The sequence below is a fragment of the Bacillus capparidis genome (genome assembly GCF_017832095.1).
GTDB classification, from domain to species: Bacteria; Bacillota; Bacilli; order Bacillales; family Bacillaceae; genus Bacillus; species Bacillus gobiensis.
Window position 1 is genome coordinate 1,115,795 of sequence record NZ_JAFDST010000001.1, and the last position, 21,503, is coordinate 1,137,297.

Genomic DNA, 21,503 nt, shown 5'->3' on the forward strand with positions numbered 1-21,503 from the left:
GCCAAAGAAAGTTCAAAAAATTATGTAAATACAGAAAAGATTCTCCGTTTTCAATCAGCAAAGGAAAGCGAAGTCCATAGGATACCTCTTGTCTTCTGAAATATCTCTTCAAATTGCGCAAAAGGCAATGGATTTTTTCCTTTTCCAAGTTCAATTGTGTAGCCTTCTTTTGAATATCGATGAACATACCAATCACGATAACCCGCATAGCTGTCAAGGTTTCTCACAGGCTTATAACCGCTCAAGCTTCCAAATAGTTCTACGGTTTTTTGTGATTGTTCAGGTTCAAAGCCTTTATATCCCCAGTAAATTTCCTCTCCCTGCGTATGGAGGGCTAGAAGTCTGTCAAACTGGCTTTTCTCAGCTAAATTGCTCATTGCAATTGCTTCCGGTTCCGTTAATGGGGCATATCCGGGATAGTCACGGTACGATGGAGATTTTGGTTTTCTTTGCTGCTCAATTTCCCAAAAAGATGGGAATTGATTATTGAGATCAACTCCGCGAATATTTGCTTTCCATTCATTAAAATCTGGCTGGTGTTCATTAATTGAAAGTAACGTATCAGTATCAAAATTGACATGGTCGGGACCATTCAAAACGAGGTCAACTCCATCAGGATTAACCAGCGGAACGAGCGATATTTTGGTTTGCTTAAATTGTTCTATAGGAAAAAGTCCAAAATGCTTTTCATTTGTACATAACGAAACTAAAAATTCTTTGCACCATTTCATTAAAACAGACGTTGTAATCCACTCATTTGCATGGAACGATGCGTTTATATGAACGCTCTTTGGCGCACCCGCGTCTCCGATTGTCAATTCATGAATCGGCTTCCCTAAAACAGAGTGTCCAATTACACGATATCTCACAAATGGAAATAGTTCAATTATTTTTTGTAAATCTTTTTCAATTATTTTGGAATTATATACATTTCTTTCACCAGCCCAATTGTCTCTTGTTTTTTCCGATTCTTTCACAAGCTCTTCCAGATGAGCGAAGCTGTCTATTCTTTCTGCGCGAAAATCACTCTCATTTAAGAAAAACCCGGGAATCAACAGCTCATCTTGAGTACAGTCTTGATTGCAAAGGTCCAATATGAAAGGATGAATATTTAACACCTCAGATACTTTTTTCACCTGCTGCTTTAATCTTGGTTGGATTTGAATAACCGGCATGAACATCTCTCCTTCCCGTAACAATATATGAGCGAAAATAAAAAGATTTTCCCCAATTATAAAAAGCTCCTGCCCATTTTTAGGGCAGAAGCTTCACTGTCCGTCCGGCTTTGAACCATCCACTATTTTGTTTTCTTTATAGAATCGCAGGAGGTCGCCGTAAACAATTTCATCAGAATAAGAAAGCTCCTGTTTCGCTTTTTCGATGAATGGCTCGCATCCTTCGGGTTCCTCGTCAATCGGCTCGCCAGTTGCTTTATCATAGCAGACTCCATCTGTGTATAGTCGATCCTTCGTGATAAAGCTGCCATCTCTTAACACGGTTAAATCTTGTTTTTCCTTAGACAACAAGTCGTTGCCGAATTGAATCTGATCTTCTGTATTAATTCCTAATAGATTCATGATCGTAGGCCGGATGTCAATTTGACCACCGACTTTTTCAATTGTTTTCGGACCTTTATCCGTAATGCCTGGAATATGAACGACAAATGGGACTTTCTGCAGCTGCGTTTCTTCAAAAGGGGTAATTTCCTTACCTAAAAACTGCCCCATTGCTTCATTATGATTCTCAGAAATTCCGTAGTGATCCCCATAGAGTACAATAATCGAATTTTCATATAAACCGTCTTCTTTCAGCTTTTCGATAAATCGTTTTAATGCTTCGTCCTGATAACGTACAGTAGGGAAATAACGATTTAATGTCCTACTGCTGGAATCATACTCATCAATCATTTTATCTTCTTCTCCGAGTTCAAATGGAAAATGATTCGTTAACGTAATCAAACGTGTATAAAACGGCTGAGGCATTTCTTTCATTAACTCAACAGATTGTTCAAAAAACTCTTTGTCTTTCAGCCCCCATCCTATCGAGTTATCTTCATTGACATTGTAGCTGTCGAGATCGAAAAATTTGTCATAGCCGAAAGAATCATAGACGAGATCCCTGTTCCAAAAGCTTTTGTTGTTGGCATGCATAACTGAAGAATAATAGCCATTCTCCTTAAATATATCAGGAGATGCCATGTACTTATTCCCCGGATTTGTAAAGAAAACAGCGCCTCTTCCTAACGGATACAATGAATTGTCTACGATAAATTCAGAATCAGACGTTTTTCCCTGGCCCGTTTGATGGTAGAAATTCGTAAAGTTGTAGCTTTCCTTTATTAAATCATTAAGATAAGGAGTGATTTCTTTGCCATTCAATTTTTTATTCACGACGAAGCTCTGAGTTGATTCAAGAGAAATCGCAATTACGTTTCTGCCTTTTGCGATTCCGGCCAACTCTTCATTTGGATCAACACGGTTTGCATCCACATAGTTTTGAATCTCAGTCAGGCTATTGCTGTCAGCCAGAGCACGTTGTGCAGATTGCTTTGATTGAAGCATGGCATCATAGAGGTGAAAATTAAAAACGCTGATGTTTTTTACAAGCATTTCCCGGTCAAAGGATCTTGTTAATAACTGCGGTCTTTCCGCTTCGGCAATTCCCAAATTAAAAAAGAAAACAGCAGCGACAAGAAGAAAATAAGCCGTCTTCTCTTTTCTAGTTGCCCTTAAATCCGTTTTAAACTTAGGGTTTGACTTGTACAGCCAAAGTAAAATCAGAAGATCCAGCACCATGAATAAATCGCTTATTTCAAACAAGCTCGTAATGCTGCTTCCCAAATCTCCCATGTTGCTAGTCTGAAACAAAACAGGAATTGTTAAAAAGTCATCGTAAAAACGATAAAATATCACATTTGCCATCAGAATGAATGTGACAAAAAAGCTTGCAGCAAGAATATACCGGTTTCTGTTCTTTTCTTTAAAAAACAACCCTATGCCAAATATAAATAGCAAAAAGCTTAACGGATTAATAAATAAAATAAACTCTTGTGTGATATTTTCAATTTTAATGTTAAAGCTTGTTTTATAAATAATATAGGTTTTAAGCCACATGAAAATAGTAGCAAGTACCAAGAAAGAAATTTTTGAAAATGATCCTCTTCGCATTCGCATGCCTCCTAATGCAACAAACAACTCGCATTTAAACGTGTGCCTCTGATTTTTAACAAAAAAACAGAAATCTAAACCAAATCTTAATCCATTTTTTACAACAAATCAACGAATTACGAGTTTTGTCACTGAACTGAAATCTTCTTGACTTGTTCCGATAGTAAGACGAGTTAAACTGGTTAAAGTTTCATGTTTTTTTCGTTAAAGGAAAATCAAATCTTTAGACCTATATTTTGAAACGCTAAACAGTGGAGGTTTTATTCAAAAGATGTTTAGCCTTTTGAAAATATTCCTCCACTGATCTCCGGTCTGATCCAATTTTAATAAGTCAGTTTATTTCCCCTGTGTATATGCAATTAACTCATTTCTCCCAAGAAAGTAACTTACTCAGCGTTCAGGCGAGAAATAACATTCAATTGTTGGTTTTGCAAATAGAGGTTTCTTGCAATCCATGCGCCCCCGATAACACCTGCGTCGTTTCCAAGTTCAGCAATAGAAATTTCTGCAGAATTGGCTGCACGAGGAAAAGCATATTTTTTATAGGCTTTTTCAAGCTTGCTGCGCAGCAGTTCTCCAGCTTTTGAAACCCCGCCGCCGATCACTATTTGAGAAGGGTTTAATGCGCTTCCAAGGTGGCCCAATACAAGTCCCAAATGTCCAGTAACATACTCTATTACTTCCATTGCCAGCTCATCTCCTGCCTTAGCAGCTTCAAACACTTCTCTGGCAGTAATAAATGAATGTTTTCTTAGCAGTGAAGGCTGATCACCGTGCTCTTTTAGTTTCTCTAACGCTATACGTACGATTCCAGTAGCAGATGCTATTGTTTCGATGCAGCCGGTTTTGCCGCAATTGCAAAGTGCTCCGCCGCTCGGCAAAGAACATATATGACCAATTTCTCCGCCAGCTCCATTTATGCCATGAACCACTTCACCATTAACGATAATTCCTCCACCAACTCCCGTACCTAAAGTGACCAAAATTAGGTCGTTGGCACCATTTCCTGCACCTTTCCACATTTCTCCCAACGCTGCGATATTGGCATCGTTTTCAACAGCAGCCGGTAAACCTGTTTCCGTATGTAAATGTTCTTGTAGCGGATAGTTTTTCCATCCAAGATTAACAGTTTCATAGATGATTCCCGAATTATAATCCACTGGACCAGGCGCACCCATCCCTAGAGCACACAGCTTTCTTTTGGACTGATTAATCTCAGAAAGTTTATCATCAATAGCCTGCGCAATATCTGCAACTATCGTTTCCCCGCTTTTATCGGTGGGGATTTCCCATTTGTATTGAATTGTACCTTCAAAGTCAACAAAAGCAATTTTTATTGTGGTGCCGCCTAAATCAACACCTACTAACCAGCTGTCATTCATTCCATATCACCTTTACCTGTTCATTTCTGAATTTTTATTTAGAGATGGCAGCGAGTTCTTTTTTCACGAGCATAGTCGCTGTTAAAAAATCCTCTCGTGTCATCATCTCATCTGCATACAGTTCAATTAGTTCTCCAAGCATAAACTCCAGCTCTGCTTTTCGGTCGCCAAAGTATACATAGGTTCCAAAGCGCCGAAGAAAAGCTTGGACATCATATAAAGTTTTCATGCTACACCATACTTTTTGAAATTACTTTATTACAGTACTAGCGTATAAACAATCTATTGATTCGTCAAGGTAAAGCTTGCCTAAGTCTTTATTCATAAAAAATCCTATGCAGGACTCTGGAAAAACTTGCTCGTTTTTTTAGTCAAAACGTCTCTCAATACGTATAGATTCCGTATAAAAATGCACCTGCACCTAAAATTACGGCGATGAGAAACGCCGCACCTTGAAGCGGCAAATTGGTTCTCTTTGGCATTCCTACTGCAGCAGCCGCAAGAAAACCGCCGATCAGTCCGCCAAAATGGCCGGCATTGTCGATATTCGGAACAAAGAAGCCGATACCTGCGTTTATTCCAATAAGAACTAATATATTCATTCCAATTGATTTAAAAAAGAGCTGTCTGTTCTGAAATACGAGGTACAGCAAAGCTCCCATGCAGCCAAAAATCGCGCCGGATGCACCGGCAGAAGGAAAAGGGCTAAAAAGAAAACTGCCAATACTTCCGAATATTCCGGCTGCCAAATATATAAACAAAAATCGTCCAGAACCATAGATTCTTTCTGCAGTTCCTCCGACAGAAATCAATGCGACGGTATTAAACAGCAGATGTGTCATGCCGATATGCAGCACAATCGGCGTAATTAATCTCCACCACTCTCCTGCGGCAAGCAGCGAGTTTTCCTTTGCCCCAAATTCAATTAGTGTCTGAGTATTGGTACTCCCCCCAGCAGCTTCCAGAAGAATAAAGAGTAAAACTTGCACGCCGGCAAAAAAGTACGTTACATATGGTTTCCCATACTGAAACATTTCTGCCTGCTTGGATCTTTCCGCTTCCTTATGCTTTGCGGTTTGCATAACTTGATTCCTTGTATCCATCACCTGATCATATGTAACAGCCTCATAAGAAGGATCAAGCGGGCCAAAGCTAATATTTAACGCAGATCCTAGTCTTTCGGCATTCTCTTGTAGTGACAATGGGTGAACTAAAAAAGTAACCACTTCCACATTCTTAGTCTCAGAAACGGAAAAAGGGATATCATTCCTATCATTTACCGGCGGTTGAGCAGTAAAATGGACATTAAGCAAACGGATGGATTTCTTATTTATCCTCATTCGCAATTGCTCCAGCTTCTGCATCTGAATCTCTGTTTCTCTTTCTACCTCTTGACTGAAATCGACATCTCTTCTGTTAAAACGAATGAAATCAAAAGAAGAATTATAAGAAGGCTGCAGCCAGATTTCTTCTGTGTCTAACGACATGCTTACTAGATCATACTGCTTCTCGATAAGCTTTAATACTAAATTCCAATACACATTCTGAAATGAATACATACGTCTAACGCTCCAAGTAAATTTTACTTCATTATACCAGTATTTCATATGATTCTCAGCTAACAGCCATTATCCTTTTCGTTCATGGGTTTTAAGTAATAAAAAAACCGCCCAGATAACCTGAGCGACTTTTAGAAACTATAGTGCCTGTTCAATAAATCGGTTTCGAATAAAAGGAATTTTCATAATTGAATGAATGAAGTAATGTCTGAGCTTGTCTTGCCCTAAAACCACATTAAGAACTCTGTAGCGGTTATCGACAAGGATTGAAAGTACAGCTGCGCATATCAGGATAAACAAAAGTTTTTTCATTTTAGAAATCCCTCCTATACGTATCCTGTCTTACTAGCCGATTATTTATTCTGCAGGGCAATGAATAATTTCTTTTTCTGTCACAATTTGCTCTACTGGGATATCATGCGGGAAATGAGGGACTTCGGGAATAACTTGAAATGAATAGGCGAGTGAAAGCGTTCTTCCGCTGAAGTTAACCAAATACCGGTCAAAATAGCCTCCTCCATACCCGATTCGAAATCCGTTTCTCCCAAAACAAATACCGGGAACAACCATCAAATCAATTGTGCTTTTTTCCATCATTTCTGTCTCATCTACTAATGGTTCATACAAATTCCCATATGTTTTTTTTACCTGGCCAAATTGTTTGATCTGCCTGAATTGCATTTCGTTTGTTCGAGGATCGCATTTCGGCACTCCTACAATTTTCCCTTCCTCCCATGCCTTCTCAATAATTAATTCCGTTGGTATCTCCCATTTAATCGAAACCGTTATTGCGATTGTTTTTGCAGCTGCCCATTCTGGGGTTTCAAAAAGGGCTTGATGAATGTTGTTGATTTGCCATTCTTTCTTCACTGCATGCATTTCACTCAGCTTTTGCAGCATTTGCCTTCTCAGTTCTTTTTTCAAGCGATTCCCCGCCTCTTTTGTTGAATAAAAAAAACAACAGGAAATCTCCTGCTGTTATTTTGTTTCACGGTGTAAAGTTGATTTTTTTTCACGTGGACAATACTTTTTAAATTCTACACGATCTGGATTGTTGCGTTTGTTCTTTTTAGAAATATAGTTACGCTCGCCGCATTCAGTGCAAGCCAGAGTTATGTTTACGCGCATTATTTTCCCTCCAAACTAATCATTCATTTTATGGAATCAGACTCTCCTATAATACCACTTACAGGCATGAAACGCCAGTTGAATTATTATAAAAGAACGATTTTTTCACAGTTGATTTCACTTTATTACATAATAAAATATTTTTCAACATTTTATCGCTTTTTTTTGCAATTTTCCTTTTGAAATGGGGGGTTTTATGGTATAAAAAATACAGACACTAATAAAAAGTGAAGGTGAAGAAAGTGGAAATTGCTATTGCCGTATTATTTATTGCCAGTATCGTGCTAATCGCACTATCATATTTTCAAAGAGACTCAATCAAGGATGTGGAGCAGGAAGTAGAAACATTACAGCTTTCAGCTATGCAGGAAATTTACAAGTTAAAGAAGAAAATGACCGTCCTTGAAGAAGAGCTGCTAGATACCAATTTCGTTGCTGGCAAAACGAACGTTAGCCACATTGATCAGCATACGGTCAAACAAATTATTTCGAAATACAACAACGGCATGTCCGTAGAAGCCATTTCAAGAGCTGAACATGTTTCAGTCGAAGATGTTCGCGCAATTATTAAAGACAATGAGAGGGTTCTCGTATGACCAAAAGAGGATTACAGGCGTTTGCTGGAGGAATGATTCTTGCTACTTCAGTGCTTGCAGGAACATTTTATTTTTCACCTGATGAAAAAGCTGATGCTTCCAAAGATGAGGCAGAGATCACAGAAAACCAAGTGAAGTCGTACTTAGAAGCCAATAAATTGGTGTCACTGAAACGGAATGACTATGAGAAGCTTCTTACTTCAAAAGAAGAGGCATTAAAGCAAGCTGATAAGGCTGAACAAGAGAAGCCTGCCGAAAAAGAAACTTCTAAAAAAGAAGGAAATTACAAGTTGACCATTCAAGACGGAATGAGTTCTGCTGACGTCTCGAATCAACTTGAAAAAGACGGACTCATCCCTTCCGCAAGAGATTTTAACGACTATGTGATCGACGGCGGCTACCATACTAAGGTACGTGCAGGTGATTTTGAATTAAAATACGGTATGGGCTTTAAACAGATAGTAAACGTTCTGACACGTTAAAAACAGGCTGAGATTCAGCCTGTTTTTTTGTACATAATATGTTAGTACGAGATTTTGACTATTTTCTAATAGAGACACTCATACTGTTTTAAGTTGAAAATAGGAATCATATAATCGCATTTAAAAAAATATATTTTTTAAATTAAAAACTTTTTTACGCTCTGTGAAAGAAGAGTAGATTGCTGTTTTAACTCTTGAATTTGCTTAAAAATATGGCCGATTTCTTGATTTTGCGTATAAATTGATGCAGCAGTTTGGTTTGTCCCAGATGAAAATTCAGCTGAGGCTGAAGCAATGTGCTGAAGCCAGCCCATAATTATTTCACTGCGCTCCGTTGTATGCTTAAGCACAGATGAGATTTCGTCAATGTGTTCTCCCATTCCTTCTGTTTCTTCTTTTATTTTTTCAAATCGGATACCAACCTCGTCCATCTGGATTGCTCCTGTACTTACTTCCTTATAGCTTGTTTGAAGCAAAGAAGATACCTTTTCGCTGTTTTCCTGAACGCTGGCTGAAATCGCTGTAATTTCTTTAACGGATTCATCGACTTTAGCCGACAGCTTTCTGACTTCATTCGCCACGACCGTAAATCCTCTGCCGCTCTCACCTGCTCTTGCCGCCTCAATCGCAGCATTTAGTGCAAGAAGATTCGTTTGTTCAGCAATCGCCTGAATGGCTCGTCCCAGCTTTGACACTTTTACCATCTCGGCATTCAAGTTGTTCACCTGGTCATGAGCCATTTTTACTGTACTGTACATTTGCTTCATTTGCTGTGAAAGAGCCGTTACAACAGAAAATCCATCCTTCGTGCTTGAAAGCATACGCACGGAAGATTGGTGTAAAGATTCTCCTGATCCGCTTACGTTTTTCACCTCTTCATTAAAAGTCGTAAATTCTTCAAGCATATTCCCTAGATAGCCGCTTTGCTGCTCCATGTTTTCAGACATCCCTTCCATGGTCTCAGAAATAACTGCGCTTGTTTTCTGGACATCTCCGGAATGTGCGGCCAGTAAGTCTGATTGGTCCGAAATCTCAGCTGAAGCAGCCGTTATTTGCAATACCATTTGTTTTAAACTTTCAGCCATCTGATTGCTGCTTGCTGCAAGCAACCCAAGTTCATCCTTCGTATGCGGGATGACCGGATCTACAGATAGATTTCCTTTTGCGACTTCATCTGACAAATGCACCATTTGTTTAAGATTCCGTTTGATTCCACTTAAAATGATCCATAGCGGCACACCGCTTAAAATAATGGCAAATATGATTGAAACGATAAGAACTGTCAATGAAGTTGCAGCTCCGCATTCTGCTTTTTCTGAAGAAATCTCTCTTTCGTTGTTTATCGATTCTCTAATCGTATGCAGCAGGTCAAGATTCTCGTCTCTGAGTTTTGCCGTTTCGTCTCTTGCTTGTGTGTAAATATCCTCATCGAGCCTTAATACTGAAGGCATGACCGTATTGACAAAGAGTTCATCCATTTTGTCATTATTTTTTATCAACTGATCGACTTGTTGTTGATAGTTTTTATCATTTTTTTTAATATCATCAAGAGATTGTTTCAGCTGATTGCGATATGTACGAAATTCCTGAACGTACTGCTCCTCTTTGAATGTAATGTAATCTGAAAGCTTTGCATCCTTGGCGCGAATCATTGACCCGATTTCAGTCACTAGGACCGATCGCTCACTGCTAATATCCATTTCTTTCACATCTTTAATTAGCTGGGACAAATATACGGCAGCAACCAATGCGGCAAATATGGTCAGGCTGATCGTAATCAAGTATGAAACAATAATTTTCTTTGTAAAGGACAACCCGCTCCATGCAGTCAATGTTGTTAAAGGATTTGTTTTTAATTTGCTCCAAATTCCGGCCATGAATAGTTCCTCCCGCTTATATATGTAATATCTACTAGGTCATATGAACTATAAACAAAGCAAAAATACAAGCCCTGAAAAGAAATTCAGGGCTTTAATTATTCAAATCATATTGGATGCCTGTATCCACAAAAATAACATGTTCGGAAATATTCGTAATGTGGTCACCGATTCTTTCAACATATCTGCAAATAAAAGAGAGCTGTAAAATCTGCGACGTATACTGCGGATGTACTGTCATTAATTTCATCAGTTCATCAATCAATTTTTTATGGTAAGCGTCCACCTTATCATCAGCTTCTGCGACGTTTCTTGCTTGAATAGTATTATTGTTTCGATAGGAAAGAATCGCATCAGTAAGCATCGATTTTACAATATCAATCATTTTCGGTATATCCACAATCGGTTTGATAAGCGTTTCCTTGTTTCCGATTCGTATGGTCGATTTTGCAATATTAACTGCAAGGTCACCGATTCTTTCGACCTCTGAAGAAATCTTGATCGCTGCAATCAACTGTCTGAGATCCGAAGCTACAGGAGCTTGCTTTGCAATCAATGTAACTGCATGGTTATTCAAATCTGTTTCTTGTTCATTGAGAAATTGATCTTTCTTCACGACCTTTTCCGCCAGCTCAATGTCTTGATTTTTTAGTGCCATTACTGATAAATCAAGCATTTCTTGGGCAAATTCAGTCATTCTAAGCAGTTCTTTTTTTAAGCTTTGAAGCTCTTCGTCAAAACTCTTTCGAACTTGCATCTACATCCCCCTTGTATGACTTATCCAAACCTGCCGGATATATAGTCCTCTGTTTTTTGATCCTCTGGATTTGAGAAGATTTTATCGGTTTGATTGATTTCAACTAATTCTCCCATTAAAAAAAATGCGGTACGGTCAGAAACCCTTGCTGCCTGCTGCATGTTGTGTGTTACAACTGCAATCGTGTACTTTTTCTTCAGATCAAGTATAAGCTCTTCAATTTTCAGTGTGGAAATGGGATCCAACGCAGAAGTCGGTTCATCCATTAGCACTACTTCAGGAGTAGTCGCCAGAGCCCGAGCGATGCAAAGCCTTTGCTGCTGTCCTCCGGAAAGACCAAGCGCAGGAGCATCCAAACGGTCTTTCACTTCATCCCACAGAGCAACGTCAATCAATGACTTCTCAACAAGCTCTTTTAGCTTAGACTTGCTTTTAATTCCATGGATGCGAGGGCCATACGCAACATTGTCAAAAATTGACTGGGGGAAAGGGTTACCTTTTTGAAACACCATGCCTACATTTTTTCTAAGTTCCACCAAATCAATTTTAGATTGTAAAATGTTATTTCCCTGGTAAACAATTTCACCGGACATTCTAACCCCCGGCACCATGTTAATCATAAGGTTTAATGTCTTAATAAACGTAGATTTCCCGCAGCCTGAAGGCCCGATAATTGCGGTTACTTCATTTTTGCGGATAGAAAAGTTTATGTTTTTTAATGCGTGATTATCACCGTACCATAAATTCAAGTCGTTCATTTGAAAGACTTCCTGAGTTTGTATCCCTTCAGCTACCGCACTCATTCTCTTTCCTCCTATCCAAATCTGCCAGTAATATATTCTTCTGTTTTCTTCTCGGCCGGATTAGTAAATATTTTCTCTGTGTTTGCATATTCTACTAAATCACCGTTTAGGAAAAAGGCAGTTTTATCAGAAATCCTTGAAGCCTGCTGCATATTATGCGTCACGATGACAATCGAATAATCCTTTTTCAGCTCAATCAAAAGATCCTCAATTTTACTATTAGAAATCGGGTCAAGGGCAGAAGCGGGTTCATCAAGAAGCATGACTGTCGGCTTCATTGCTAATGTACGGGCAATGCATAGACGCTGCTGCTGTCCGCCTGAAAGGGAAAGCGCAGATTCTTTGAGACGATCCTTAACTTCATTCCATAATGCAGCTTTTGTTAAGCTTTCTTCAACGATGTCATCCAAAACAGATTTCTTGCGAATGCCTGAATATTTCAATCCGTGCGTAATGTTGTTGTATATTGATTTTGGAAATGGATTTGGCTTTTGAAAAACCATGCCGATTTCTCTTCTTAAATTGACGACATTAATTTTACTGTCAAGAATGTTAATTCCTTCATAAATAATTTGACCATCGAACCTAGAGCCGGGGATGAGGTCGTTCATTCGGTTAACGCTTCTAAGAAACGTAGATTTTCCACATCCGGAAGGTCCAATCAAAGCAGTAATGGCGTTTTTCTCTATATCAAAAGAAATACTATTTACTGCCCGTTTTTCCCCATAATATATATCTAAATCTTTTACTTGTAATACATGTTCTTTCACAGCGTTTTCAGGTTCTGCTTCAGATTCCTTTATCCTGTTTAATGCAGATATTTGAGCCATTTATGGATTCACCTATCCTTTCTATTTCGTTGCCGTTAATTTCTTATGGATATACGATCCAAGCCATCTGGCTGCGAGATTAAAAATCAATACAGAAATAACAAGCACAGCTGCTGCGCCATTTGAAATGGCTTCTGCATCTGGGATGATCCCTTGCGTATTGACATTCCAAATGTGTACTGCTAACGTTTCAGCCGGTCTGAAAATGTTAAGCGGCGATGTGTAGGAAAAAGGGTTCCAGTTTTCAAAATTCAGTCTAGGTGTCGTCAAACCAGCTGTGAAAAGCAAGGCTGCCGCTTCTCCAAATACTCTCCCCGAAGCTAAGATTGCACCGGTGATAATAGAAGGAATCGCGCCAGGAATCAATACGGTTTTGATCGTGTGCCATTTTGATACACCGAGCGCAAGTGAAGCTTCCTTTTGGTCCTTTGGAACCGAACGAATCGCATCCTCTGTTACACGAACCATAACTGGCAGGTTAAATACGGTTAAAGCGAGTGCCCCCCCTATTATCGTATATCCCCATCCAGTTAAATTTACAAACATAAGCAAACCGAACATGCCAATAACAATCGAGGGCAATGAAGCCAGCACTTCTATACACGTGCGGACAAAATCAGTCAGTTTATTTGCAGGTGCATATTCTGCCATATAGACGCCTCCGCCTACTCCAAGCGGTATCGTAATGATCATGGTGATCAACAGAATATAAAACGAGTTAAACAGCTGATCCCGAATTCCTCCGCCTGATGCAACTGCACTTGATCTGGTTGTCAAAAAGTCTAAAGATATATGAGTAATACCATTAAAAATGATATAAGAAAATAAGCCAATTAAAAGAGCAACAATAATTCCGGCAATAACACCAAAGACACCTGTTGCAATCCGGTCGGTTACTTTGCTGTTCATTAGATTTTCCTCCTAGCTGACAGATAACGAATAAAGAGAATAAATAGGAAGGACATAATTAACAGAACAAGCCCCATGGACCAGAGCGTATTGTTTTCTACGCTTCCGTATGTGGTATGCCCCATATTCAATGTAATAATAGTCGTTAATGTAGCTGCCGTATCGAGCAAGCTTTCCGGTAGATTTCTTGAATTTCCGATAACCATTTGCACTGCTAGTGCCTCGCCAAATGCTCTGGCCATACCAAGTACGACTGCAGTAAGCAAGGTAGGAAGCGCTGCTGGAATCAATACCTTGCGAATCGTTTGCCATCGTGTTGCCCCTAGCGCGTAAGAGCCCTCACGCAAGCTTTTCGGCAAGGAAGAGATGGCGTCGGTCGAAATAGACGTAATGGTCGGCAGGATCATTACGGAAAGAACGATCGTTCCAGCAAGCAAGCTATGTCCCGGCCCCGATTTGTATTGAGCGATAAACGGCACCAATACGGTAAGCCCGATGAACCCGTAAACAACCGAAGGGATACCGACAAGCAGTTCAATAACCGGCTGCAGAATCTTTTTTCCCCAAGACGGAGCGATCTCTGTCATGAATATTGCCCCGCCGATTCCAAGAGGTGCAGCAACAAGTGCAGAAAGAATAGTTACTGCAAAAGAGCCAAAGATAAACGGGAATGCTCCGTACTCAGGGCTTTCATTTACAGGATTCCATTGTAAGCTAGTTAAAAATTCCCCAACGCTAACACCATTTACAAGAAAAGATTGCAAACCCTTCGTTCCGAGAAAGATTGTTATTGCGATTGTGGCTGATATCATTATAAGAGCGCACGCAGTAACGAGAATCCTTCCCCGAACCTCATCCATTTTTCGATTTTGTTTAGAATGTATTAATCTTTCTCTAGCAGAAAGTTCTTCTAATTTTTTTGCCATTTTTTACACTCCTATAACATCGTAATAGGGAAAGCGTCAGGTGACCACTTTCCCTACAATTTATCAGAGGCAATTATTTATCTGTTTGCTTGCCTTCTGCATCACGTTGAACTTCCATTTTTGTGGCTGGAATATATCCTTGGTCAGTAACGATAGAATTTTGAATTTCATCACTTTGTAAATATTCAAGGAACGTTTTCGCTAATCCGTCAGGCTCGCCTTTCGTATATGAATGCTGGTAAGCCCAGATTGGGAAGTCGCCTTTTTGTACATTTTCAACAGTTGGTTCAACGCCGTCAATTGAAAGAGATGTAACTTTATCATCTGTTAAGTAAGAGAAAGCAAGATATCCGATCGCGCCATCAGTTTCTCCGATAAGCTTTTTAACAGTGTTTGAAGAATCCTCAGTGATTCCTTCTGCAGGTGTTGCTCCGCCAAGTGCATATTTAACAAAAGTAGCACGAGTACCAGAAGAATCAGGACGGTTGACAAGAACGATTTTTTGATCTTTTCCGCCAAGCTCTTTCCAGTTTTTAATTTCACCTGTAAAAACTTTTTTAAGGTTGTCCAAAGAAATATCTTTAATGCCAACTTCAGGGTTAACTGCAGCGGTCATTCCTACAACTGCTACTTGATGATCCTTTAGTTCGTTTGCAGGAACTCCTTCTTTTTCTTCAGCGAAAACGTCAGAGTTTCCAATTTGTACTGAACCTTCTGCGACTTGTGAAAGACCTGTTCCAGAACCGCCAGCTTGTACTTGAATATCAGCTTCCGGATTTTCTTCCATGAACTTTTCAGCGGCAGCCAGTACTAATGGTTGCATAGCAGATGAGCCGGAAATTGAAAGAGATCCTGAAGCTTCTCCAGAAGTTTCATTTCCGCTTCCGCTATCTTCAGCATTTCCACCTTCATTTGAGTTTCCGCATGCCGCTGCAAATACTAGGATTGCAGACATGAGAAACAGTAGTGCTATACCCTTGAAGTTCTTCATTTCCATAATTCCCCCTACATGATTTGTGAAATTTGTCCTACAGGGAATAGGGTAACTTTTCATTATTAAGCCTGTTTGAACCAATTGTTAAGGTTTTGTAAATCCACGTCGAATTTTGCATTTTATTGGGATAGTATTTACAAAAAAGCGCCCTGTCATTCCAGGGCGCTTCCTTCTTTATTCGTTTAATTGAGTGTTTGCTTCATCTTCAATTTTATCCAAATTTTTATTTGCCGTATTTTCTTTACTTTGTTTCGATTTTAATTCGAAATATTTATCAAGAATTCGTTCGCCAATATTATTTGTGATTGAATGCTTGTCTGAATAATCCTCATAAGCCCATGGAACCACGACTGAAAATGCGACTTCCGGATTATCAGCCGGAGCATAGCCAACGAGAGTTGTGTTGTAAGTCGGAGTTAAAAATTTATCTTTATTCGGGCCATCGTAAAATGCTTGGGCAGTTCCCGTTTTTCCGGCAGGATTATAGCTCTTTGATGAAAATTGAGAGCTTGCAGTGCCGTTTGGCCCCTGCATGACAAGCTTGAATCCTTGCTGAACCCGTTTGATTTCGCTGTCGCTCATATCGATTCTGTTTAATGTTTTTGGGTCAACTGAATCAATAACGCTTCCGATCCCTTTATCTGGATTAGGCTCCCGTATTTCTTTTACAAGATGGGGCTGCATTCGATACCCTCCATTTGCAATCGTAGACACATATTGTGCCATTTGCAGCGGTGTATACGTATCATACTGCCCGATCGATAAGTCAAGCAGGAACCCGGGGTCCGTTTTAGCCCCTTTTAGCCCTGCAGCTTCGTTCGGAAGATCGATTCCAGTTTTTACGCCGAGGCCAAACTGGTTAAAATAATACCTGAACGTGTTAAACGCTTTTGGATCGATCGAGAGCGGTTCACTTCTTTTATACGTACCATTTCCTATCTCTATCGCAGTCTTGAACATGTATACATTTGATGATCTCATAAGTGCGGTTAAATCATTTACCGGACCCATTGTCGTTACCGATTTTTTCGGAGGCGACCCTTTAATATAGAGTGGTTCATCCGTTTGAATTGTCCCTGGTTGAATGGCGCCTGTTTCATAACCCGTTAGAACCGTCGCTCCTTTAACGGATGATCCCATGGCGTATGATGAAGTCATCGCACCAAGAGCATAATCATCGAAAGCAAGCTTGCCGTTTTTATTCTTTACTTGTTTGCCGGCAATGGATATCAAGTCTCCATTTTTCGGATCCGTCATGACGACAAACGCCCGGTCTAATAAGGCAGTACCCGGCTTTTGCTTTGCTTTCCTGAGCTCATCTTCAATAATCGCTTCCACTTCTTTTTGCATATCAATGTCAATCGTTAAGATAAGATCCTTGCCTGCTTTTCCTTGATTGATAACTTGGGAATCAACCACATTTCCCGAACGATCTGTTACATTTTTTATTTTTTCTTTTTGTCCTTGAAGAACATTTTCATATTGCAATTCGAGATAGCTTTTCCCAACCCTGTCATTTCTGCTGTAGCCCAGAGAAAGGTAGTGATCAAGCAGGCTTTGCGGAAGGCCTTCATTGGTCTTTGACACTTGTCCAAGAAGAGATCTAAGCAGATCCTTGTTTGGATATTCCCGGTCCCAATCCTTCGTTACGTTTACTCCGGGAAGCTCATCTAAATGTTCGCTGACGTATGCCAGCTCCTCTGTTGTCACATCTTTATTTTTTATAAACTGCGGATTCAAAGGATATCCTTGATCCATTTGTCTTTTGATCGCAAGAACCTTCAAGTCCTCATCTGTCAGTTCACTTAATTTTTCTTCGGTTATGCGTTCCAGCTGAAGCTGATACAGGTCTTCTTCAGCGATCTTTCCGTCCTCTAGCTTTTGCCGGTCTTCACTCGTAATAAGTGATTTCGCTTTCTCCGAGTTAGTCAAAATCCAATAGTCCTTTTTATCCCGTTCTGTTATTTTATCGGTACCGAGTTTAATCATTTTTGACAGCTTTTTTGCAACTTCCAACCGCTCTTCCTGTGTCGTACTGGCACTTCTCGTGTATGTAATCGCATTAAGTGGAGAATTTCCGACCATCGTATTAAAATTCCGGTCATAGATTTTTCCTCTTGGGACTGAATTGCTTACATCGACGTCTTCTTGCTTTTCTACTTCGTTGGTATAGTCTTGACCATAAACGATTTGTACAATTCCCAGCCTGATAATCACACCAGTAAAAATGATAAAGGCAAAAAGAAATAACAAATGCAAACGAATCGGCATTATTTTTTTATACGTTTTCTTATTCATATCTTCCATCACCTAGTCTATATTTAACTTCAATACATGCGTAAGAAAAGACACCTTATCTGATTAATAATAAAGTGCCTTTAGACATTATTCTACAATATTCACGAATTGTCATAAAAATGTAACTTACCTCTCACCTTTTATAAGGTTCGTTTCAGAAGCTTGTTTCTGTCCGTCTTCTGCTATACTTTCCTCACCATGCTCTTCAAGCTGAATATCCTTTACATAGTAATATATAGCAGCATAACCTGTTCCAAGAATGACTAGTGATACCGGGATGCCGATCTCCTCATTTAGCAGCAAAACGAGTAAAAGAAAAATTAATATGGAACAGATCCTTCCAAAATTTAAAAACAGCTCTCGAATCACAATATATTCAATTCTTGCCTTTCGTGCGTTTCTCGCTTTGCCAATCACATCATATGTCATTGAAATATACGGCACAAGCACAAGAGGATAGCCGATTGAGATCGCGATTCCGTATAAAATAAGTGTCGGATAGGACATGGTGAACAGAATAAGGAACAACGAACTATAAAGAAGCATCCCGCCAAAAAAAATCGCTTTTTTTCTCGTGTGTTTTTTGATCATCCTTGCTGCCAAATAATATGCAACAAAAGATACAGCTGAATTCACTAGTCCAAAGGTGCCTAGCGCAAGCTCGCTTCCAGTCGATATGAATACAAAAACGCTTATAATAAAGACGTATATTCCCTCTCTGACCCCTTGGAAAAAATGGGCGTTGGTAATTCTTCCCCAATCCTTATCATGATTTCGCTCTTCCCAGATTTTTTTAAACAAAAATCTTCCGTGAGCTTCTCTTCTTTTTAAAAAAAAGCTCATAATAACAGCCAATAAAAATAAACCTAACGAAAGACTGAAAATCAAATTATACCCATTGTTATCCTGAAGCCTGGAAATCACAAAACCTGCGACAACCGGTCCGATCATTCCCGCGAATGAGGCCAGTACTCCTAAAAAGCCATTGAAAAAATCTCTTGTCTCAGGTTCAGTCACTTCAAATGTTAATACATTATATGCCAGCCAATAAAAGCCAGAGCCAATCCCCAATACGCTGCCAAGCATGACGAGATTCGCCGATGCTACTTCGCCTGCACCAAGTACAATCAAATAAAAAGCAGCTAAAAACACAATGCCCAGCCGCAGGATAATCACCCTGTCGATCCTTTTCGCCCACCAGCCAGCCAGCGAAAAGGCAATCGGCTCAAATATCACCGAAGATAGGTTGTAGATGGCCAAATCAACAAATTGCCCCGATTGCTTCCACAAATAAATATTTACAAATGTATTTGATAATGCGATGGATAATGAGTAAAGGCCTCCTACTGACAGAAGCAGCAGCAGATCTTGATTGATTTCCACGTCCCCTACCATTTTTTTTAGTCTGCTCATCAATGACTCCCCTTTACTGTAGTCATTAGTTTGTCTAATCGATTTGCAGATATGTAAAAAAAGCAGAAAAAAACAAGGATCGAAAGAATCGATCCTTGTTCTCATATACGTGATTATTTTGCTGCTGTGTAAAGATCGTTTACTGCAGACCAGTTTACAACATTCCAAAATGCGGCGATATAATCAGGACGCTTGTTTTGGTATTTTAGGTAGTATGCATGCTCCCATACGTCTAAACCAAGAATTGGCGTTTTGCCTTCTGATAAAGGAGAGTCTTGATTTGGTGTGCTTGTAATTTCCAATTTGCCGTTGTTAAGGACTAACCATGCCCAGCCAGAACCAAAACGTCCTGCCGCAGCTGCTGCGAAGTCTTCTTTGAATTTATCAAAGCTGCCAAATTCAGCTGAAATCGCATCAGCAAGTTCGCCGGTTGGAGTACCGCCGCCATCTGGAGAAAGTGTTTTCCAGAAGAACGAATGGTTGGCATGACCGCCTCCGTTATTGCGCACAGCAGTACGAATATCTTCAGGTACAGCATCAAGATTTGCAACAAGATCTTCTACTGATTTGCTTTCCAAATCTGACTTTCCTGCGACTGCGTCATTTAATTTTGTTACGTATGTGTTGTGATGCTTCGTATGGTGAATGTTCATCGTTTCTTTGTCGATGTGAGGTTCCAATGCATCATAAGCATAAGGTAGTTCTGGTAATTCAAATGCCATTAATAATTCCTCCCTAAATTTGTTATGTAATCGGGCCTGAAAGCAAGCCTTTTCAATTTTCAGAGTATCAAAAATATAAGCCTGTTTCAATACAAATGCTCATGTCTGTATCGGTGTGACCCGAGTCTATAATACAATTTCCGATCCTCCGCAGTTTTAAACATGTGATCACGATTTGCTTATGCGTAAGTTTCTTGTGTTCACATTCGGCTTACTGTTACAATGAAGAGCGGGTATTATGATTATATAATTGGACGTGATGAGGATTTTTAGACAATTTTTTAAAAGTATTTACTCCCCGCAGGCGATTGCCCGGACTCGTTTTCAAAAAATAGGCATCGCCATTTTGTATGTGTTTCTTTTGTCGTTTCTAGCAGCGCTGCCATCTGCATTCAATATGGGAACGACGATCTACCAGGCATCTTATGATTTCAAAGATATTCTTGAAAGGGATATACCTGATTTCAGTATCAAAGATGGCCAATTATCAACTGCGGAAAAAGCCCCTGTAGAAGGGCAGGCCGGACAGTTTATGGTCGTTCTGGATCCTGCAAGCGCATATGATACGGAACAAATTGAAGCGAAACAAAACGCCGCTGCGTTTTTAAAAGATAAGTTCGTCATTGCAACAGACGGGCAGGCGATGGAATTTGAATATACTATGTTCCCTTCTGATATTTCCAAAAATGAAATTTTAGACCTGTCTGGTCAATTACAATCTTTCTTTGTTCCTGTACTAATTGTACTTATCTTCTTTTTTTCTGCCGCAAGCAAATTTATCGAAGTATCACTTTTGGCTGTACTGGGGATCTTGATCAAAAATATGCAAGGAAAAAGCAGCATGCTGCCCTATAAACAGCTTTGGACCATGGCTGCATACTCTGCCACCTTGGCAACCGTCTTTTTTGCTATCATGACAGCTTTACATACTGAAGTTCCAAGTCCAATGCTGCTAAATTGGTTTGTGCATTTCATGATTCTATTTCTCGCAGTTAAAGAAATTCCTACAAAAAGAACATAACGATTCTTGCCGCCAATATAATTTGGCGGTTTTTTCATTTATAAAACAAATGGGATTGTGGATAACTTGGCGGTTGTGTCCGCCCTCAGCGCTTAGCTCTTGTGAGAAATAACCTCATGCATCTAAAAGTAAAAAGCACTTTTTGAGTCAAGTGAACTCAAGGCGCTTGCGCTTTTGTTCTATCCTCTTTAGGACAAGCATATAATGATAAAAACTGTCGGGAGGAAACTAGGTTGAAACGGTTCATTATTGTTGTTTCTTTAGTATTTCTTTCCTTTATTGTGTACTATGATTTAAGCTGGGGAACTAATCCCATTCCGCAAGAGAAGCAGCAAGAGGAGCCTAAAATTCAGCCGGTTTCTTCCCAAGCTGAAGAAGGGAGTGTTTTCCAAGCCCATACGGTTAAAAAGGGAGAAACGGTTTTTTCCATCGTTGATCAAAAAAGCGGCGGCTCTCCTCCTATATCAGCTGAGCAAATTGTCGAGGATTTCGAACGTTTAAATCCCGAAACGAAAGCAAACCTCATTCAGTCGGGGAAAGTTTATAAATTCCCTGTATACAATAAATCTTCTTAATTCCTTGTCAGCTTGACTGACGGACTGATACAATATGACATGTAACTAAAACGACAAAGGCAGC

Annotated in this window: 22 protein-coding genes and 1 pseudogene; 4 read left to right on the top strand and 19 right to left on the bottom strand. The window is 39.7% G+C overall.

Annotated elements, in window-relative coordinates:
- Positions 1–50: 50 nt before the first annotated feature.
- The 8 genes from JOC74_RS05655 to rpmG form a co-directional block, all read right to left on the bottom strand.
- Complete coding sequence (locus JOC74_RS05655; RefSeq protein WP_053603382.1) at positions 51–1,175, bottom strand: M14 family metallopeptidase; 1,125 nt, start codon at positions 1,173–1,175, stop codon at positions 51–53.
- 93 nt (positions 1,176–1,268) lie between these two features.
- Positions 1,269–3,167, bottom strand: a complete 1,899-nt coding sequence (locus tag JOC74_RS05660; protein ID WP_053603383.1) for an LTA synthase family protein — start codon at positions 3,165–3,167, stop codon at positions 1,269–1,271.
- Positions 3,168–3,553: 386 nt separating this feature from the next.
- Positions 3,554–4,549, bottom strand: a complete 996-nt coding sequence (locus JOC74_RS05665; protein ID WP_053603384.1) for an ROK family glucokinase — start codon at positions 4,547–4,549, stop codon at positions 3,554–3,556.
- A gap of 34 nt (positions 4,550–4,583) precedes the next feature.
- Complete coding sequence (locus JOC74_RS05670) at positions 4,584–4,778, bottom strand: YqgQ family protein (protein WP_053603385.1); 195 nt, start codon at positions 4,776–4,778, stop codon at positions 4,584–4,586.
- 154 nt (positions 4,779–4,932) lie between these two features.
- Entirely contained in the window at positions 4,933–6,108 is a 1,176-nt protein-coding gene (locus tag JOC74_RS05675; RefSeq protein WP_053603386.1) for a rhomboid family intramembrane serine protease, read from the bottom strand.
- Between the two features lie 138 nt (positions 6,109–6,246).
- Complete coding sequence (gene yqgO, locus JOC74_RS05680) at positions 6,247–6,420, bottom strand: protein YqgO (RefSeq protein WP_098945214.1); 174 nt, start codon at positions 6,418–6,420, stop codon at positions 6,247–6,249.
- A 45-nt stretch (positions 6,421–6,465) separates the two neighbouring features.
- Positions 6,466–7,032, bottom strand: coding sequence for a 5-formyltetrahydrofolate cyclo-ligase (locus tag JOC74_RS05685; RefSeq protein ID WP_148564322.1), 567 nt, complete (start codon positions 7,030–7,032; stop codon positions 6,466–6,468).
- A gap of 54 nt (positions 7,033–7,086) precedes the next feature.
- Positions 7,087–7,236: a 50S ribosomal protein L33 gene (gene rpmG, locus JOC74_RS05690; protein ID WP_082363875.1), complete on the bottom strand. Its 150-nt coding sequence runs from the start codon at positions 7,234–7,236 to the stop codon at positions 7,087–7,089.
- A 242-nt stretch (positions 7,237–7,478) separates the two neighbouring features.
- Between rpmG and JOC74_RS05695 the strand changes: the two genes are divergently transcribed.
- Both JOC74_RS05695 and JOC74_RS05700 read left to right on the top strand, forming a co-directional pair.
- Positions 7,479–7,832 (top strand): hypothetical protein, encoded by a 354-nt coding sequence (locus JOC74_RS05695; protein ID WP_053603388.1) that lies wholly within the window; start codon positions 7,479–7,481, stop codon positions 7,830–7,832.
- Positions 7,829–8,314 carry a hypothetical protein gene (locus tag JOC74_RS05700; RefSeq protein WP_053603389.1) on the top strand — a complete coding sequence of 162 codons (486 nt, stop codon included), beginning with the start codon at positions 7,829–7,831 and terminating at the stop codon, positions 8,312–8,314. The genes JOC74_RS05695 and JOC74_RS05700 overlap by 4 nt, the downstream gene beginning before the upstream one ends.
- Positions 8,315–8,451: 137 nt before the next feature.
- On the opposite strand, the gene JOC74_RS24255 is transcribed toward JOC74_RS05700, so the two are convergent.
- The 11 genes and pseudogenes from JOC74_RS24255 to sodA all read right to left on the bottom strand — a co-directional run bounded on the left by JOC74_RS24255 (position 8,452) and on the right by sodA (position 19,843).
- A complete protein-coding gene (locus JOC74_RS24255) occupies positions 8,452–9,018 on the bottom strand; it encodes a methyl-accepting chemotaxis protein (RefSeq protein WP_376773350.1) in 567 nt (188 codons plus the stop codon).
- Positions 9,019–9,390: 372 nt separating this feature from the next.
- Positions 9,391–10,191 (bottom strand): annotated as a pseudogene (locus JOC74_RS24260) (HAMP domain-containing protein); the annotation flags it as partial.
- 94 nt (positions 10,192–10,285) lie between these two features.
- Positions 10,286–10,948 (bottom strand): phosphate signaling complex protein PhoU, encoded by a 663-nt coding sequence (gene phoU / locus JOC74_RS05710; RefSeq protein WP_053603391.1) that lies wholly within the window; start codon positions 10,946–10,948, stop codon positions 10,286–10,288.
- Positions 10,949–10,968: 20 nt separating this feature from the next.
- A complete protein-coding gene (gene pstB, locus JOC74_RS05715) occupies positions 10,969–11,751 on the bottom strand; it encodes a phosphate ABC transporter ATP-binding protein PstB (protein WP_053603392.1) in 783 nt (260 codons plus the stop codon).
- Positions 11,752–11,762: 11 nt separating this feature from the next.
- A complete protein-coding gene (gene pstB / locus JOC74_RS05720) occupies positions 11,763–12,581 on the bottom strand; it encodes a phosphate ABC transporter ATP-binding protein PstB (RefSeq protein WP_053603393.1) in 819 nt (272 codons plus the stop codon).
- 21 nt (positions 12,582–12,602) lie between these two features.
- Positions 12,603–13,490: a phosphate ABC transporter permease PstA gene (gene pstA, locus JOC74_RS05725; RefSeq protein ID WP_053603394.1), complete on the bottom strand. Its 888-nt coding sequence runs from the start codon at positions 13,488–13,490 to the stop codon at positions 12,603–12,605.
- On the bottom strand, positions 13,490–14,416 hold the full coding sequence (pstC, locus tag JOC74_RS05730) for a phosphate ABC transporter permease subunit PstC (RefSeq protein WP_053603395.1): 927 nt from the start codon (positions 14,414–14,416) through the stop codon (positions 13,490–13,492). Before pstC ends, pstA begins: the two co-directional genes overlap by 1 nt.
- 73 nt (positions 14,417–14,489) lie before the next feature.
- Complete coding sequence (locus tag JOC74_RS05735; RefSeq protein WP_053606039.1) at positions 14,490–15,407, bottom strand: phosphate ABC transporter substrate-binding protein; 918 nt, start codon at positions 15,405–15,407, stop codon at positions 14,490–14,492.
- Between the two features lie 177 nt (positions 15,408–15,584).
- Entirely contained in the window at positions 15,585–17,708 is a 2,124-nt protein-coding gene (locus JOC74_RS05740; RefSeq protein WP_082363878.1) for a peptidoglycan D,D-transpeptidase FtsI family protein, read from the bottom strand.
- Positions 17,709–17,834: 126 nt separating this feature from the next.
- Positions 17,835–19,121, bottom strand: coding sequence for an MFS transporter (locus JOC74_RS05745; protein ID WP_053603397.1), 1,287 nt, complete (start codon positions 19,119–19,121; stop codon positions 17,835–17,837).
- A 113-nt stretch (positions 19,122–19,234) separates the two neighbouring features.
- Positions 19,235–19,843 (bottom strand): superoxide dismutase SodA, encoded by a 609-nt coding sequence (gene sodA / locus JOC74_RS05750; protein WP_053603398.1) that lies wholly within the window; start codon positions 19,841–19,843, stop codon positions 19,235–19,237.
- 259 nt (positions 19,844–20,102) lie between these two features.
- Between sodA and JOC74_RS05755 the strand changes: the two genes are divergently transcribed.
- Positions 20,103–20,864, top strand: coding sequence for a DUF1189 domain-containing protein (locus tag JOC74_RS05755; RefSeq protein ID WP_053603399.1), 762 nt, complete (start codon positions 20,103–20,105; stop codon positions 20,862–20,864).
- Between the two features lie 233 nt (positions 20,865–21,097).
- Positions 21,098–21,439: a protein YqfZ gene (yqfZ, locus tag JOC74_RS05760; protein ID WP_053603400.1), complete on the top strand. Its 342-nt coding sequence runs from the start codon at positions 21,098–21,100 to the stop codon at positions 21,437–21,439.
- The last annotated feature ends 64 nt before the right edge of the window (positions 21,440–21,503 follow it).